The sequence below is a fragment of the Acinetobacter sp. YH12208 genome (genome assembly GCF_013418055.1).
GTDB classification, from domain to species: domain Bacteria; phylum Pseudomonadota; class Gammaproteobacteria; order Pseudomonadales; family Moraxellaceae; genus Acinetobacter; species Acinetobacter pseudolwoffii.
This window is the reverse complement of the sequence record NZ_VPCT01000022.1, coordinates 1-15,792: the sequence shown is the minus strand read 5'-3', so window position 1 is coordinate 15,792 and position 15,792 is coordinate 1. Positions and strand designations below refer to the sequence as shown.

Annotated in this window: 12 protein-coding genes, 3 pseudogenes and 1 other annotated feature; of the genes and pseudogenes, 3 read left to right on the top strand and 12 right to left on the bottom strand. The window is 39.8% G+C overall.

Going from position 1 to position 15,792, the window contains the following annotated elements; all coding sequences use genetic code 11:
* Positions 1 to 151: 151 nt before the first annotated feature.
* The 3 genes from FTU95_RS13835 (at position 152) to FTU95_RS13825 (ending at position 4,028) form a co-directional block, all read left to right on the top strand.
* Positions 152 to 973: an IS5 family transposase gene (locus FTU95_RS13835; protein WP_180078804.1), complete on the top strand. Its 822-nt coding sequence runs from the start codon at positions 152 to 154 to the stop codon at positions 971 to 973.
* Between the two features lie 273 nt (positions 974 to 1,246).
* Positions 1,247 to 2,466, top strand: a protein-coding gene (locus tag FTU95_RS13830; RefSeq protein ID WP_180076614.1) for an IS3 family transposase whose coding sequence is annotated in 2 segments (ribosomal slippage) — positions 1,247 to 1,523 and positions 1,523 to 2,466 — 1,221 coding nt in all. Because the reading frame shifts where the segments join, the coding sequence is not laid out codon by codon here.
* Positions 1,522 to 1,638, top strand: a sequence feature (AL1L pseudoknot). (Overlaps the previous gene by 117 nt.)
* Positions 2,467 to 2,825: 359 nt before the next feature.
* Positions 2,826 to 4,028 carry a tyrosine-type recombinase/integrase gene (locus FTU95_RS13825; RefSeq protein WP_100355904.1) on the top strand — a complete coding sequence of 401 codons (1,203 nt, stop codon included), beginning with the start codon at positions 2,826 to 2,828 and terminating at the stop codon, positions 4,026 to 4,028.
* Positions 4,029 to 4,226: 198 nt separating this feature from the next.
* Here the strand turns inward: FTU95_RS13825 and FTU95_RS13820 are convergent, their stop codons facing one another.
* The 12 genes and pseudogenes from FTU95_RS13820 to FTU95_RS13765 all read right to left on the bottom strand — a co-directional run bounded on the left by FTU95_RS13820 (position 4,227) and on the right by FTU95_RS13765 (position 15,631).
* Positions 4,227 to 4,931, bottom strand: a complete 705-nt coding sequence (locus tag FTU95_RS13820) for an IS6-like element IS1008 family transposase (RefSeq protein WP_001067783.1) — start codon at positions 4,929 to 4,931, stop codon at positions 4,227 to 4,229.
* A gap of 56 nt (positions 4,932 to 4,987) precedes the next feature.
* Positions 4,988 to 5,221: pseudogene (locus FTU95_RS13815) on the bottom strand (NAD(P)-binding domain-containing protein); the annotation flags it as partial.
* A 44-nt stretch (positions 5,222 to 5,265) separates the two neighbouring features.
* Positions 5,266 to 5,925, bottom strand: coding sequence for a methionine ABC transporter permease (locus FTU95_RS13810; RefSeq protein ID WP_100355911.1), 660 nt, complete (start codon positions 5,923 to 5,925; stop codon positions 5,266 to 5,268).
* Entirely contained in the window at positions 5,906 to 6,976 is a 1,071-nt protein-coding gene (locus FTU95_RS13805; protein WP_159516747.1) for a methionine ABC transporter ATP-binding protein, read from the bottom strand. Before FTU95_RS13805 ends, FTU95_RS13810 begins: the two co-directional genes overlap by 20 nt.
* 10 nt (positions 6,977 to 6,986) lie before the next feature.
* Positions 6,987 to 7,817, bottom strand: coding sequence for a MetQ/NlpA family ABC transporter substrate-binding protein (locus FTU95_RS13800; protein WP_100355913.1), 831 nt, complete (start codon positions 7,815 to 7,817; stop codon positions 6,987 to 6,989).
* Between the two features lie 49 nt (positions 7,818 to 7,866).
* On the bottom strand, positions 7,867 to 9,273 hold the full coding sequence (locus tag FTU95_RS13795; protein WP_159516745.1) for an LLM class flavin-dependent oxidoreductase: 1,407 nt from the start codon (positions 9,271 to 9,273) through the stop codon (positions 7,867 to 7,869).
* Complete coding sequence (locus tag FTU95_RS13790; protein WP_159516744.1) at positions 9,273 to 10,490, bottom strand: SfnB family sulfur acquisition oxidoreductase; 1,218 nt, start codon at positions 10,488 to 10,490, stop codon at positions 9,273 to 9,275. The genes FTU95_RS13795 and FTU95_RS13790 overlap by 1 nt, the downstream gene beginning before the upstream one ends.
* 10 nt (positions 10,491 to 10,500) lie before the next feature.
* Positions 10,501 to 11,703: an SfnB family sulfur acquisition oxidoreductase gene (locus tag FTU95_RS13785; protein ID WP_100355916.1), complete on the bottom strand. Its 1,203-nt coding sequence runs from the start codon at positions 11,701 to 11,703 to the stop codon at positions 10,501 to 10,503.
* 277 nt (positions 11,704 to 11,980) lie between these two features.
* Positions 11,981 to 13,099, bottom strand: coding sequence for a Fic family protein (locus FTU95_RS13780; protein WP_074382678.1), 1,119 nt, complete (start codon positions 13,097 to 13,099; stop codon positions 11,981 to 11,983).
* 202 nt (positions 13,100 to 13,301) lie between these two features.
* A pseudogene (locus FTU95_RS13775) lies at positions 13,302 to 13,475 on the bottom strand (ISNCY family transposase); the annotation flags it as partial.
* Between the two features lie 159 nt (positions 13,476 to 13,634).
* A pseudogene (locus FTU95_RS13770) lies at positions 13,635 to 14,958 on the bottom strand (ISNCY family transposase).
* 145 nt (positions 14,959 to 15,103) lie between these two features.
* The gene (locus FTU95_RS13765; RefSeq protein ID WP_000537572.1) at positions 15,104 to 15,631 is read right to left on the bottom strand and encodes a plasmid pRiA4b ORF-3 family protein; all 528 of its coding nucleotides are present in this window, start codon (positions 15,629 to 15,631) and stop codon (positions 15,104 to 15,106) included.
* Between the last annotated feature and the right edge of the window lie 161 nt (positions 15,632 to 15,792).

Below are 15,792 nucleotides of genomic sequence, written 5' to 3'. Positions count from 1 at the left end.
GTATGCAAAGATTAACGTTCGAAGCTATCACACATTTTTGATTGATGGATATTTTAGACTAAATACATATTGACTTAGTGATTTTTATTGTAAATGAACATGATTAAAATAGACCTCTTGCGAAAGTAAAAACTGCCTCAATATAGATTTCATGAAATATCAGAAATTAAATCGTTTTTCAGATTCTGAATTCCAGCGCTTGGTTGGTGTACCTCGAGCAGTTTTTAGTGAAATGGTCGAAGTTTTAAAAGAAGCAGAATCACTTAAAAAGAAATTAGGGCGTCCTCATACTTTAGCTATAGAGGATCAATTATTATTAACACTCAATTACTTACGGAGCTACAACACCCAATTGGAATTGGCGGCAAATTACCATATCGCTGAAAGTAATGTGAATCGAACTATTAAAAAGGTTGAAGATGCATTAATGAAATCAAGACGTTTTACCCTGCCAAAACGAAGCATTACCACAGCAGACGAACAATTTAACTGGGTAATTATTGATGCGACAGAATGTTTAATAGAACGCCCGAAAAAAAATCAGAGTAAGTTCTACAGTGGTAAAAAGAAGAAACATACGTTAAAAGCCCAAGTGATCTATCATCCGAAGAGCAAACAAATCATAGGAGTAGATATATCGTCTGGCAGTCAGCATGATATTAAATTGGCAAGAAAAACAGTTAAGAAATTCAAACATTGTGAATATATTATGACCGATTTAGGTTACTATGGATTAGAGCAAGATGGCTTTAAATTATTGATGCCAATAAAGAAAAAGAAGAATTTACCCTTATTTGATGTTGAGAAAAAGTACAATAAAATGATTGGAAAAATACGAGTTGTGATCGAACACATCAATAGTCAATTGAAAACATTTAGAATACTAAGTGAACGCTATCGAAATAGACGGAAAAGATTCGGTTTACGCATTAACTTAATCGCTGCACTGGTAAACCGGATGAACTTGCAATAACGACTTTCGCAAGAGATCTATTATAAATACCAATGATGTTGGTTTTTATTGGTTTTTATTTTAATTCAATATCTGGGTTAAAAAATCAGATGTTGAATATTTACACAAATACTCAGTAATTTATGAAAAAGAAGCTTATAACTTGTTTCAAGATTACTTTCCAACGGCTTTATTGCACAAAGATTTGAAAGGCAAAGCGCCCCTAATTGAGCCAAATTTAAGGTGGACCGTACCGGGTTTGTCGGAGAGTCAATATTCTGAGAGACTATCCCGATGACAAAATTAAAATATACCCCTGAAATCAGAGAAAGAGCGGTTCAATTATTGATTGAATCTGAAAAAGATTATCCTTCTACTTGGGCTGCAATCACAGCAATTGCGCCTAAGATTGGTTGTACTCCTGAAACACTTCGTGCCTGGCATCAAAAGCATTTAGATCAGCAAAATCCTATTAAAGTACAACAGATATCTGATCAAGAAAAAATGAAGCAAATGGAACGTGAAATTAAAGAATTAAAGCGTGCCAATGAAATTCTACGTAAAGCAGCCGCTTTTTTCGCCCAGGCGGAGCTCGACCGCCCACACAAATAATGGTGGATTTCATCCATAACAATAAAGATCGATATGGTGTTGATGCGATTTGTAGGATTTTACCGATCGCAGCTTCAACCTATTACCGAACTTTAGATCTCGCTGACAATCCAGAACATCGAGCGAAACGAGATCTACATGATGAGCATCATGCTGAACAAATTAAACGAATTTGGAAGGAAAGTTTAGGTCGATATGGTGTACGTAAAGTTTGGCAAAAATTGAAACGTGAAGGCTATGTTATTGCACGTTGTACAGTTGCTCGATTGATGCAGAAGCTAGATATACAAGGTGTTTGGCGTGGTAAGAACAAACACACTACCCGCAACCGAGATGATCAAAAACGAGCAGATGATTTAGTGAAACGTAATTTTAGTGCTGATCGACCTGACCAATTATGGGTCAGTGACTTTACGTATATTCAAACTCATTCAGGCTGGGTCTATACCGCCTTTATTATTGATGTGTTCTCACGAGCAATTGTTGGATGGAAAGTATCTACACGGATGAATACAGATATGGTGCTCGATGCATTGGAGCAAGCATTGCACGATCGAGGCATGCCAAAGAATGTGATTCATCATTCCGACAGGGGTGTGCAATATCTTTCGATTCGCTATACCAATCGTTTAGAAGCAGCAAATTTACGAGCATCAGTCGGTACAACTGGTGATTCATACGATAATGCTTTGGCTGAAACGGTGAATGGCTTATACAAAACAGAGGTGATTGAATATTTAAAAGCAGATTGGCAAGGTTTAGCAGATGTACAACTTGCGACACTAAACTGGGTAGATTGGTTCAATAAAAAGCGTGTACACAGTGCACTGGGTTACAAGTCGCCTTTTGAGTTTGAAGCAATGTACTATGATAAGATTAACCCGTTAGGTCAGGTGGCCTAACTTAAATAAAAAAGTCTCCGACAAACCCGGTACGGTTCATTTCGTATTCGCTATTTCCATAAGGTTACCCTAATTCTTGTATCGCTCCTGACATAATAACATAACTAATAAGTAACCATGAATCATAGAGCAGAAATGTGAATAGTCATAACATGGGGTTACACTTCAAATGCCAATTTAAGACTTGCAAAATTAATGGTTAATTAATTGGTTACTAAGGACTAGCCAATCTAAATATAAATTTTATTTAACAATTACTTATAGAAATATGTGATGCGTATGATACGCATCATATTAATATCGCTTAAATTTGCTATAATTGAATTGAGCAGTGCATTTTATGGTTAGGTTAAATATTCATGAGTCTTACAGAAGTTAAGATACGCCAGGCTAAGCCAAAGGAAAAAATCTATTTTCTGGCAGATGATGATGGCTTAAGTTTGAAGGTAGAACCAAACGGACGTAAATCTTGGAGTTATCGTTATTCTATTAAAGGTACAAATAAACGTCCTCGCATAAAGTTAGGCGAATATCCTGTCACATCGTTAAAAGAGGCAAGAATTGTCCGGGATGAATATAAATTTAATGGTCATCAAAATAAACCACTGCATCAAAAAAACATAAAAAATTTCCAAGATGTTTGTGAAGAGTGGTTGGAATTTAAAATTAGAAATTCCTTTGAAGACAAACCACGATGCGGAGTCATTCAGCTTGCAAAAAAATGTTTGGATCAAGATGTTTACCCCAATATTGGAGTAATGCCATTTACTGAAGTTAAAAGATATGACTTGGTTAAAATTATTAAAACTATAGAATCTCGGAATGTAAAAGAACCTGTAAAGAAAGCCTATAGCTATTTAAATCAGATTTATGATTATGCTGTAGCAATGGGTTATTGTGAATATAATATTGCCATTGGTCTTCATAAAATATTAATCAATAATAAGATTAAAAAGAATTATCCGTATTTAAAATCAAGTGAGCTATCTAATTTTTTAGCTAGATTAAATAAGGTTAATACAGACCCTATCATTAAAAAAGCATTGTTATTTAAGTTATATACAGGTGTACGTGGTAGTGAATTACTGCTTTGTGAACCACATCAATTCGATTTGGATAAAAAAATATGGAAAATACCAGCCTTACATATTAAACAATATAGAAGAAAAGTTATTTTAGGTCATGATATTCCTGATTTTTTAGTTCCACTATCTGATCAAGCACTGGAAGTTGTAAAATCTGCACTAATCTGGTCTCATGGAGAGAAATATGTTTTTTCTAGTCCACGAAATAAAAATAAACCCATTCATTTTAATACGCTTAACTTGATTATTAGAAAAATGGGATACAGGAAAAATGAATTATCTTCTCATGGTTTACGCTCAACGTTTAGTACAATATTAAATGAATCTGGCTTATTTCAATCGAATTGGATTGAAGCACAGCTATCCCATACTGATAAAAATAAAACCCGTGCCAGCTATAATCATGCAGAATATTTTAATCAGCGTGTTGAGATGATGCAATGGTGGGGAGATTTTATAGATAATTGTACTCTATGATTATTAGATCTCATTCATAAATAAAAAAATGATCGTTATATTTAAATAGATATTAAAAGTTCCTTCAAACCCGGTACAGTTTATACGGTAATCACCCCCCAAAATTTACTATATTTATCACTTATAATTACTATAGTTAATTTTCTGGCACTGTTGCAAATAGTGATTTGAGTCGATGATGTTCCCTTTAAAAAGTGCTTAGAGACCGAAAACCCTGTTGATTAGACACACTTCACCCTGAGGCTGACCATAATAAAATGACGATGCTTGTCCTTTACGTAGTGCACGCATGACTTCAATACCTTTAATTGTGGCATAAGCAGTCTTCATAGATTTGAATCCTAATGTGGCCCTGATGATTCGCTTTAACTTACCATGATCACATTCAATGACATTATTTTTATACTTAATCTGCCTGTGCTCAATATCTACTGGACATTTTCCTTCTCGCTTTAATCGTGATAAAGCATGGCCATAGGTCGCTGCTTTATCTGTATTGATGACCCGTGGAATTTGCCATTTTTTCACCGTATTGAAGATCTTTCCTAGAAAACTATAGGCTGATTTACTGTTCCGTCTAGCGGAAAGGTAAAAGTCAATCGTATGACCCCGTTGATCAACTGCACGATACAGGTAAGTCCATCGCCCCTTCACTTTGATATAAGTCTCATCCATATGCCATGAATGTAAATCTGTAGGATTACGCCAATACCAGCGTAACCGTTTTTCCATTTCTGGAGCATAACGCTGAACCCAACGATAAATTGTACTGTGATCCACATTTATGCCTCGTTCAGCGAGCATTTCTTGAAGTTCACGATAGCTGATGCCATATTTACAATACCAACGAACAGCCCAAAGAATGATTTCACCTTGAAAGTGCCGACCGTGGAAGGGATTCATCTGCTGTATCTCGAAATAAATAAGATATTTAGCTTATCATGTCAGCCTATTTGCAACAGTGCCGAAATAAGTGCTTCAATATCCGCACTGGTGGGTAAACACGAAATAATGATATCCGCTTGTACGGCCTGTTCAATCGAAACCGCTTGTGTAGCAAATTGTGCTGCATGTGCTTGTGCTTTTGATTCGGTTCTATTCCAAACGCATACCTCTATACCGAGTTTTGGTAAATGTGATGCCATATGCCAACCCATGGCACCTAAACCGATAAATGAAACACTTTGAATCAAAACGTTATCCTCGTTACTTTTACTAAAGTTATTGTTTGCTGAATTTAAATTTTACGTTTATCGAGATGTTGGGCAAGCATGTCACCGCAGGCTTGCACCAGCATCACAATCACAATCAGTACCACAATCACGGCAAGCATAATTTGCATATCAAAGCGTTGATAACCATAACGATAGGCAATATCACCTAAGCCACCCGCACCAATCGCACCGGCAATCGCGGATGAGTTAATCATGGTCACAATGGTGACGGTAAAACCAGCCACAATGCCAGGCAGTGCTTCAGGTAACAGCACATGCCAAATAATTTGTTTTCGGTTACAGCCAATCGCCTGTGCGGCTTCAATCAAGCCCTGATCGACTTCACGTAAACTGACTTCGGCAATACGGGCAAAAAAAGGGGTTGCAGCAAGGGTTAAAGGCACAACTGCCGCCCAAACCCCATAACTTGTGCCAACAATAAAGCGGGTAATGGGAATTAAAGCGACCATCAAAATTAAGAAAGGAACTGAGCGGCTAATATTGACGATCCAGCCCAAGCTATGATTAATTTTTTTGGAAGGGTAAATCCCATGTTCAGAGGAACAGACCAGAATCACCGCCAAAGGTAAACCAATTAAAAAAGCCAAAAATGCCGAAACACCCACCATCAATAAGGTATCTGTTGTGCCGCTAATCAGAAGATCAATAAGTTGATTTTGCATAGCCGAGAACCTCGATGTTTACAATGTGTTGTTGTAGCTGGCTGGCAAGTGCCGCCAGATCGAGTTGGGTGTTTTCCACCGCCACAATAAAGGAACCGATCAAATGCCCCTGAATACTGTCGACATGGCTTTGATATAAATACACCGGCTGACCAAATGCTGCGGTTAAATCAGTTAAATTCGGTGCATTCACCAATGTAGTTTCATATCGCAGCTTTAAAACGCTGTGTGTAGTGGCTTCCGTTTTTGCAGCAGAAAGTTCAATCGGTAATTCGAGCTGTTCCAGGTTCAGCAACTCTTGGGTAATTTTTTGCTGCGGATTGGAAAACACCGACCACACTTGTCCTGACTCGACAATTTCCCCCTGATCAATCACCACGACTTGATCGCAAATTTCACGGATCACTTGCATTTCATGGGTGATCAGCACAATGGTAATACCTAATTTCTGGTTGATCTCTTTTAACAGCGCAAGCACGACGGAGGTGCTTTCGGGATCTAAAGCAGAGGTGGCTTCATCACAGAGCAGAATTTCAGGATGATGAACCAGAGCACGTGCAATACCGACACGTTGTTTTTGACCGCCGGAAAGTTGTGAGGGGTAGTGCTCCGCTTTATTTTCTAAGCCGACCAGTTGTAAAACTTCAGTGACCCGTGCATCGATTTCAGCAGCAGGATATTTGGCAATTTTAAGCGGCAGGGCAACATTCTCATGTACGGTTTTTGCCGACATCAAATTGAAATGCTGAAAAATCATGCCGATACGTTGGCGCAATTGGATTAATTCTTCATGATTTAAAGTGGCTAAATCTTGCTGATGGATATGAATATGTCCATCAGACATCCCTTCCAGACCATTTAGGGTACGAATTAACGAGGATTTTCCTGCACCACTTTTACCAATAATGCCGAAAATTTTTCCTTTTGGAATGTCTAAATTGATGTCTTTGAGTGCATGTACCTGTTTGCCTTGCACATGATAATATTTATTCAGTTGATGAATTTTGATATGCGGAATGGCAAACTCAACCGATGAACCGAAACTAACCATGGTATTTTCCTTATTTCCAGCCCGGGAACCAAAGTTTAGAACCAAAGTCGGCATCTAAAGCCGCTTTGACTTTTGGTGAATTTTGGTAAATATCGACAAACTTACGCAATTTTCCATCAACATCCTCATAGTCTTCACGCACGGCAAATAAAATCGCAAAACGTTTATCTGTATTTGAGTCGAACAATAAAGCATTTTCAGGATCCGCGGTTTTTGCCAGACGTAAATAATGTGGATAGCCAAATGCAAGATCCGCTTCATCAATGGCACGCGCAGTTTGTGGGCCTTCCACTTCAATGAATTGCAGTTTTTTCGGATTGCTGGCGATGTCTTTTAAGCTGGATAAAAAATTATCAGGTTGTTGCAGGCTAATCAGCTGTGCTTGTTGTAACAGTTGCAAAGCACGACCTTGATTGACTGGGTCATTTGGAATCACCACTTTGGCTTGATCAGGAAGCTCAGCAAAGCTGTTGTATTTTTTTGAATACAGACCGACATGGGTGGCAGCACCGACATCGAAGGCTTTAATTTTAAAATCAGTTTGTTTTTTTGCGTTATTTAAGAAAGGTTGATGCTGGAAGAAGTTGGCATCGATATCACCATGATTCAAGGTAATGTTCGGCGTATTCCAATCTGAAAATTCCACCAATTTAACATTCAGTCCTTGCACCTTGGCTTCTTCTGCCGCGACCTGTAAAGGTTTGGCAAAGGAAGGGCTTAGACCAATCACCAATTCATTGGAAGGGTTTGATTTTTGTTGATTCCAGATGATTAAACCAATCACGATGACCACCGTCACCACACCAATCAGTGTCCATTTTGTTTTTGCTGTTTGTGCCATTGCACACCTCTATATATTTTATTAAATCAGTTTTTATTGAGATTCATTTTTAAGCACGTTGTTTTTGTGCGGTTGCCTGTATGCCATAGCGGAATTGCTGCACAGGATGCTGCTCAGGCAGTCGATCACCGTTTTGGAACAATTTGTGGCGCAAACTGCCATCCTGATAAGCGGTTTTATAACGACCACGCTGTTGCAATTCCGGAATGACATAACGGATAAAATCTTGATGTGATTCAGGCGCAACGGTACGGGTCAGATTAAAACCATCGATGCCGGTGTCATCCAAGTATTGAATCAATTGCTCGGCAACATGGGCACCGCTACCAACAAAAATTGGATAACGTCCACCTAAAATGTGCTGTTTGCCAAGATCATTACGGGTGATGCTTTGCTCTTTAAATTTATTGTTGACCGAGACAATGCTGTTACTTTTTTGGTAAGGAATTGGCTCGTCAGGTGCAAACTGAGATAAATCGATACCGACTGAACTTGAATAATGCGCCAGACCCGCTTCAGGGCTGGCATAGTGAATATAATCCGCCAATTTTTCTTCAGCGAGCGCATCCGTTTCAGCACAAACCACGGTGATACCCACAAACAGTTTGAATGCTTCAGGATTACGGCCTTGTTGTGTGGCCAGCTCACGAATTCTGGCGACTTGGGCTTTCACTTTTTCAGCCGTGTCTGCACCAATAAATAGGGCTTCAGCATGCTGCGTTGCAAAAGCTAAACCACGAGGTGAAGCACCGGCTTGAAATAATACAGGGGTGCGCTGAATAGACGGTGCCACCTGGAACACACCCTGGCTTTGATAAAATTGGCCTTGGTGATGAATTGCATGCACTTTGCGTGGGTCGGTAAAAATACGATTGATCTTATCTTTTTGAATTGCCTCATCTTCCCATGAGCCTTCCCAAAACTGATAGCAGAGTTCTAAGAATTCTTCGGCTTGTTCATAACGCGTATCGTGTTCTTGTAAGCTGTGTTGACCGACCAAGCGTGCGGCACTGTCTAAATAACCGGTGACAATGTTCCAACCCATCCGACCTTGGCTTAAATGGTCGAGACTGGCAAAACGACGGGCAAATTGATAAGGCGACTCATAGCTTAAATTAACGGTAATCCCAAAGCCTAGGTGCTGAGTCACCGCTGCCATGGCAGAAACCAGTGTGGTTGGATCATGGCTGGGTAACTGAATCGATTCTTTTAAGGTCAGGTCTAAATTATTCTGATAGACATCATAGCTACCGGTGATGTCTGCAATAAATAACCCGTCGAATAAACCACCCTCCAGGGTCTTGGCTAAATCAGTCCAATAGCTGAGTTCATTAAAGCGATGGGATTGATCATTAGGATGTGCCCATAAACCATGGTTAATATGCCCGACACAGTTCATGTCAAAGGCATTCAGCAGTATTTTTTTTGCAGGATTTACTGATAAATGATGCGACATTAGAGCGTTCCTCGGCGTGGTGGCAGTACGGCATTCACGGCATAGTTGGCAATAAAGTAATATTTCCAACGGGATGCATCATGCAGGGTGTGTACCCGCGCATTACGCCAAAAACGATCCAAGCCATCTTCACGTTGGCTGCCACGGCTGCCAGCAAGTTCAATCAGTTTTGATGAGACTTTTAAAGTGGTTTCAGTGCTATGCGCACGCACTTTGGCAACATCTAAAGAAGCTTTAGCGATGTTCTCTTGGGTCGGTGAAGGTTTGGCCGCATCAATCGAACGAGCGGCCTGTTTAAGCAGGACTTCACTGGCACGGACATCGGCAATTAAACGACCCAGTTCGAATTTGGTCAGCGGATCATCTGTCGCTACATCGACCTTTGAGTCAATCCAAGGACGTGCTTGGCGTACACGAATTAATGTTTCTTCGAAGGCTGCACGGGCAATGCCGGTTTCAATCGCAGCATGCATCATTTGCGCAAACGGACCAACCAGTGTAGGTGATGAGAATGCCACATCAAATGGGACAATATCTTCTGCATTGACTTGCACTTGATGAAATTTGACTGAGCCACTGCCTGTGGTTTTTTGACCAAAACCAGTCCAGTCATCGGTGATGTCTAGTCCTGGGCTGTCGCGTGGTACAAAGACCAGAAATTCACGGTGGTGTTCATCTTTGACCAATGTTGGAATGCGGTGTGCAAACAAACTACCGGTACAATAAAATTTTTCACCGGAAATGTCATAGCCGTGTTCGGTTTTACGTAATATGGTCTGTTTTTGTGTAGAATTTTTGGTTTTGAACTCTGCAAGCGCATTGCCAAAACGTGCACCTTTTAAAACTTCGCCATAGAACTTTTGTTTTTGTGCAGGTGTACCGGTATTGCGTAACACTTCTAAGGCATAAAAGTGGTTTTGAGGAATCTGTCCGATTGAACCATCCACACCACTCATCAGTGCAATCACTTGCGCAACGGTATAACTGGATACATCAGCGCCGCCGTATTCTTTCGGCACGGTGATGGCCCATAAACCTGATTGGCTATAGGCTTCAATTTCCTCAAACGGCAAAATTCGGTCAGCATCACGTTGAATAGCGTTTTCTTTAAACTGGGCCGCAAGTTTTTTTGCAATCGCTAATGCCTCAGCATCCGAATGAATCACATGAATAGGCTGATTTTGCTGTAGGTAAATATTTTTTTGATACGATGTCATGACGCGATCCTTAAATCCAAGCATGGCGGGCAGGAAGGGTATTGTTGAGGTAATAGTCACCTAGAGCATGTAATTTCCAGCGAATTGGATCATGTAAGGTGTGTACACGTGCATTACGCCAGTGCTGGTCATAATTATGCTGCTGCAAACTTGCGCGGCTGCCACCGAGTTCCAGGAGTTTTTCTGAAATGTGTAATGCCGCATCATTGGCATAGACTTTTGCTTCTGCGACACGAATTGAGGCTAACGCGGCTTGTTGTTCAGTGAACTGGGTAAGTTGATCGAGTTCATCTAAATATTCAGCTGCTTCATCAAGCAATAAAATCGCAGCATCAAGCAGCACAATCGATTTGCCTACTTCTTGCAGGGTGTAATGTTCGAAGCTGGCTTTGTCTAAACCTGAATCAATGATGGGGCGTGCTTGTTTGACTGCAGAAATGGTGTCTGCAAGGGCAGCTTCAGCAATCCCGACATCAATCGCCACTTGCATGAGTTGTGAAAATGCCCCGCGATAATTCGGTTGATTTGCCAATAAACGCTCATCAAAAATGAGTAGGGGATTAACCTCGACATGGTCTAATTTGACCGTGCCACTTGAAGTGGTGCGCTGTCCAAAACCATTCCAGTTATCAATCACTTCAAGACCTGGTTGTGATCGTTCGACTAGCGTGAGCACCACATGTCCTTCCGGATGAATCGCTTTAATTGCCAGCCAGTCAGCAAAACTACTACCGGTTGAATAGAATTTTTCTCCCGTGACAAAGTAACGCTCATTTTCGATCGATAAGCGGGTATTTAGGGTTTTGCTGTCTTTGGTATTGCGCTCAGGGCCACCATTGGCGAGACGCTTGCCATGTAATATTTCGTTAAATACAAATGTTTTTTGTTGTTGTGAACCCATGATATTAATCATGTTCAATAGCGCAATCTGGTTCTGCGGAATTTGCCCTAAGCTTGAATCCGCCTTATTAATAATACGAAACACCTGTGCCAAGCTTTTATTCGACACAAAGGCACCACCGAACTCGCGTGGAATGCGAATTCCTCCTAAGCCTTTTTGACTAAACAAATTCACTTCTGCAAAAGGTAATTCACGATTTTGATCACGCTGGTTACGACCGCTGAGTGCAAAATCAGCAACATGATAAGCTGCATAAATCGCTTCACTATCATGTTCAATGACATGTGTATGCTTGGCAATGAGATAAGACATAAAGACACCTATAAATGAATGTCTTTAAGCTACGTTGAAACATATACGAAAATAAGTAATGAATTTTGAAAAAAATATGAATATAAATGTTAAATAGAAAATGAGCTAAATTTAGTCCTTTTTCCTATAAATTAAATATTTGAAATTTATGAATTTAATTTATAGGAACTTGTATCATGACGCTATATAGCAGTAATTTTGATATTTTCTGAATAAATAAATAAAAGTGAATAAATACGTATATTTAATACAGCATGTTTTTGATTGCTGAGCATCTCTATAACTGCGTATTGATCTGATAGCGTGTATTACGTCCACCACCTTCCAATTTGACGATACATTCTTTCTCAAGCAAGTCTGATAAATGGCGCGTGGCTGTTGCCTTACTGACTTTGGCAACCTTTTGATATTGTGAAGCACTAATACCATGTTCAAAACCATTTTCTCCGCCGTCTAATAAACGATTTAGAACTTTGCGTTGTTCTTCACTCAGCGCTAAATTTGAATATTTATGCCAAAACTGGCTTTTAAACAATGTTCGACTGATCTGCACTAAGGTTTTTTCAAGGCTATCATTCAATGTGTCTAGAAACCAAATCAGCCAATCAGTGATATTAGAATCATTTTTTTGGGTTTGTTCTAATATCTCATAGTAACTTTTACGTTTATTTAATATCGCAGTAGACATTGCATACAAACGGATACTCTGTTCATCCATTTGAGCTAGGGCAAGGTCTGTAAGTATACGTGTAATACGACCATTACCATCATCAAAAGGATGCAGAGTAACAAACCATAAATGGGTAATACCTGCACGTAACAGAGGATCAAGCAATGAATCATTCAGACTCTGATTGAACCACGCTATGAAGGCATTTAAGTGGTCTTCTAAGCCGTTTCTGGGAGGTGCTTCAAAATGTACTTTAGGGTAATCCAATCGACCTGAAACGACCTGCATAGGCTCTGACCCCCTAAGTTGACCAATCCTTAAACGTTGCATTGTCCAGTCTGGATCATTGAAAAGCCAACGATGCCATTGTGCGAGACGCGCAGCCGTCAGTGGTTGTTTAACATCGTTAAGTGCATCTAGCATGATATTGGCCAAACCTTCTGACCGATCTGAGCTTGGATAGGGCTGTTCAAGAGTGACACCCAAGCGTTGAGCTAGAGATGATCGTAATGAAAAAACATTGATGGTTTCATTTTCAATTGCTGATGAAGCAACAAGATTGGCAAGTAGAGTATCTAGAGTGAATTGTTCTTTTGCTAGATCATACTGACTTTGACCCAGAAGAATCCCTATTTTTTGATGTATCTGTCTGGTTTTAGGTAAGATAATCGAATCTTGCCATGTGAAATTTGTCCAGTTTTGGGCTTGCCAAATCCATTGCTGCATTTGCAATCTTTCTCTAAAAATCTCAGATGAGTTGAATATAGCATATATTCGGCTCAAATAATGATTCGAATATACTGCTTAATTAGCTCATTTATTTATCTAGGAGAGTTCTACCTGGGTTCTAAGCATGAGATTTCACATAAGAGATTGATGATTAAATAAATACTCCAAAGGCCCATGAATAGGGCGGTTATTCCGAAGTAGAAAGCCATTGCGATTTTAACCGCTCATCATGGCGATGATGCCGATGATGGTCAGGTTGACCACGACTGGCATGTACCATACCTGAAACACCAGCTTGATTGAGCTGCTGCAATCACCGGGTAATTTGACGGGTGGAACGACTCAGGGTTTCAGCAGCACGAATCTGGGTAATACGATGATCTCGAACTGTTTTAAATCCAGTCCATGATGGTGAAAACCATCATAAACCAGACATTTTTATTGGTGAGAATATAGACACTTTAAATGGGTTCTAACAGACTGTGTTATTCCCAAGTAGAAATGTCCTACCTAATAACCAAATAGAAATGTCCTATATGGACATTTCCAAGTCAAGCACAGGATTCAGATTTCGTTGTTGAATTGCTGTTTTCTGTGCACGTCTGCTTGGCATCTTTTGAGAACGATTGCGTTTGTTTTGTTGTTCCAGTTCTTCATGCTGTTGTTGGATATGATTCAGAACAACACCCAACCGTTTATTCTCAACAATCTCTCGCTGGTTGAGCTGACTTAATTTATCGAAGATGCTGTAATTGATCTTCCGGCCTTCATGCATGATGGCTACAGTACCATCCGGGTATTCTAGAAACTCAAGATATTTACCAATCAGCCTCTGGTTTTCTTCTGTACTCTCCAGGAGATATACACATTTATCATAAGTAATGGTCAGGCTATTGGTGACTCTACGTGGCTCTCGCCAGGTAAAAATATCATCTAATTACTCAGCTGTTTCGGTGGCAGAGCGGTGTAAGTTCTTAGGATTAAAGGACATCTTTGCAAACTTGAGATTGAACTGCTCAATAAAGCAGGGTAACCACTTATTCGCATCTGCAATCGAACTGATACCTTCCAGGCGCATCTCCTTAATCAGACGGTCCTGAAGGGTTCTGTTGGCCCGTTCCACCCGTCCTTTGGCCTGAGGGGAGTTAGCGAAGATGATATCGATATTGAGGGTACTGAGTACGCGTCCAAACTGGGTAATCTTGCTGTCTTTCTTGCTGCTTTGATTCACCCTAAAGACTGAATGTTTGTCGCTGTAAAACGCTAAAGGCTTACCATGCTGTTCAACATACAAGCGTGTCGAAATCATATAGTCAAAGGCTGATTCTGATTCACAGAAGCGTAAATGCTGCAATTTGCCTGTGGCATCATCGATAAAGACTAGCAGACAGCATTTAGCGGCTCTTCCTTCAAACCAGTCATGGTGTGAGCCATCGATTTGTACCAGTTCACCATAACAATCTCGGTTATATCGAGGCTGATATGGGCGTTTCAGGCGCTTGGAGCGAGGAATCCATAAATCGGCTAATCATCCAGCAACGCAGGGTTTCCACTGAAAGATCGAATCCATGAACGGTAGTGAGCTTTTCATGCGCTAAAGTGGGTCCGAAACCATGGAGTTGATCCGAAACAATATTGAGGCACTTGAGTCTGAGTTCTTCAGGAAGTTTGCAGTTGCTGGTTTGGCCACGACCAGCATGGGCTAATGCAGCTGGGCCTTGAGCTTTGTATTTCTGCAGTAAGCGTCTGATCTGACGTTCTGAAATATGAAGTAGCTGAGCAGCCTGGGATTGAGTTATGCGTTGATCGCAGATTTCCTGCAAGACCGACAATCGTTTAAGTTCTTTATCCGACATAGACACCAACATATCAAACCGTCCGCTTCAATAATCGCAAAAGTGCATATTCTAAAAGCGGACATTTTTACTTTGGAGAAACCGGACATTTCTATTTTGGGCTTACAGACTGATTTCGTATAATCAACATTATGTTAAATCAGGTTTAAAACTTAATATCATGTGAATTAAAGTAGGTCGGATCAAACTCTATCTCTCCTATTTCATCCTCGATAATTTGCATGTAATCGTCATATCTTGGATGTTTGGGGTCTTGTAATGCATCTAAAATATCAAGATATCCAAAAATTCCTCCAATATCTTCAAATGGAGCATGATTTTGACCATCTATACAACATGGATATTTTTTATTTAAATCAGGAGATTGTCTGCTTTCTACAGTAATCAAATGTTCCCAACAATCGCCAAAATCATATGTATATATAATTTTTTTACCTACACGTAGAACTTCTTTCAATTTTTGTCTTTTATTGATCTTTTCATGCTTAATAGTCGTGAATTCATGTAAATGGCTATCTTCCCAATCAAAAGCAGATTGAATTGCCTTATGGAGCCTAGATAAAGTAGCTGCCGATGAAATTTGAATAGTTCTCCAGATTTCAGGATCACTACCTAGCAGACTAATTTTTAATTGAAAAACTTCATCAGAAGATTTGAGCTTTACAGTTCCCATAACAGCCTAGTTCTCAAAAAATAGTTTTAGTAAATCTAAAATTAACATAATACACGTTATACGAAGTTGAAAAAGGGAGCTTAAAGCTCCCTTTTTTACTAGTTTTTTTTAAATTGCTAAGCGTAAATTCAGTGCTTTTACGACTTTAATAACAGTATCAA

Excerpts from the sequence above, each read along its gene's own strand:
- FTU95_RS13780 (WP_074382678.1), bottom strand. The coding sequence starts at position 13,099 with ATGCAGCAATGGATTTGGCAAGCCCAAAACTGGACAAATTTCACATGG.
- FTU95_RS13785 (WP_100355916.1), bottom strand. The coding sequence starts at position 11,703 with ATGTCTTATCTCATTGCCAAGCATACACATGTCATTGAACATGATAGT.
- FTU95_RS13805 (WP_159516747.1), bottom strand. The coding sequence starts at position 6,976 with ATGGTTAGTTTCGGTTCATCGGTTGAGTTTGCCATTCCGCATATCAAA.
- FTU95_RS13790 (WP_159516744.1), bottom strand. The coding sequence starts at position 10,490 with ATGACATCGTATCAAAAAAATATTTACCTACAGCAAAATCAGCCTATT.
- FTU95_RS13765 (WP_000537572.1), bottom strand. The coding sequence starts at position 15,631 with ATGGGAACTGTAAAGCTCAAATCTTCTGATGAAGTTTTTCAATTAAAA.
- FTU95_RS13810 (WP_100355911.1), bottom strand. The coding sequence starts at position 5,925 with ATGCAAAATCAACTTATTGATCTTCTGATTAGCGGCACAACAGATACC.
- FTU95_RS13825 (WP_100355904.1), top strand. The coding sequence starts at position 2,826 with ATGAGTCTTACAGAAGTTAAGATACGCCAGGCTAAGCCAAAGGAAAAA.
- FTU95_RS13820 (WP_001067783.1), bottom strand. The coding sequence starts at position 4,931 with ATGAATCCCTTCCACGGTCGGCACTTTCAAGGTGAAATCATTCTTTGG.
- FTU95_RS13835 (WP_180078804.1), top strand. The coding sequence starts at position 152 with ATGAAATATCAGAAATTAAATCGTTTTTCAGATTCTGAATTCCAGCGC.
- FTU95_RS13800 (WP_100355913.1), bottom strand. The coding sequence starts at position 7,817 with ATGGCACAAACAGCAAAAACAAAATGGACACTGATTGGTGTGGTGACG.
- FTU95_RS13795 (WP_159516745.1), bottom strand. The coding sequence starts at position 9,273 with ATGTCGCATCATTTATCAGTAAATCCTGCAAAAAAAATACTGCTGAAT.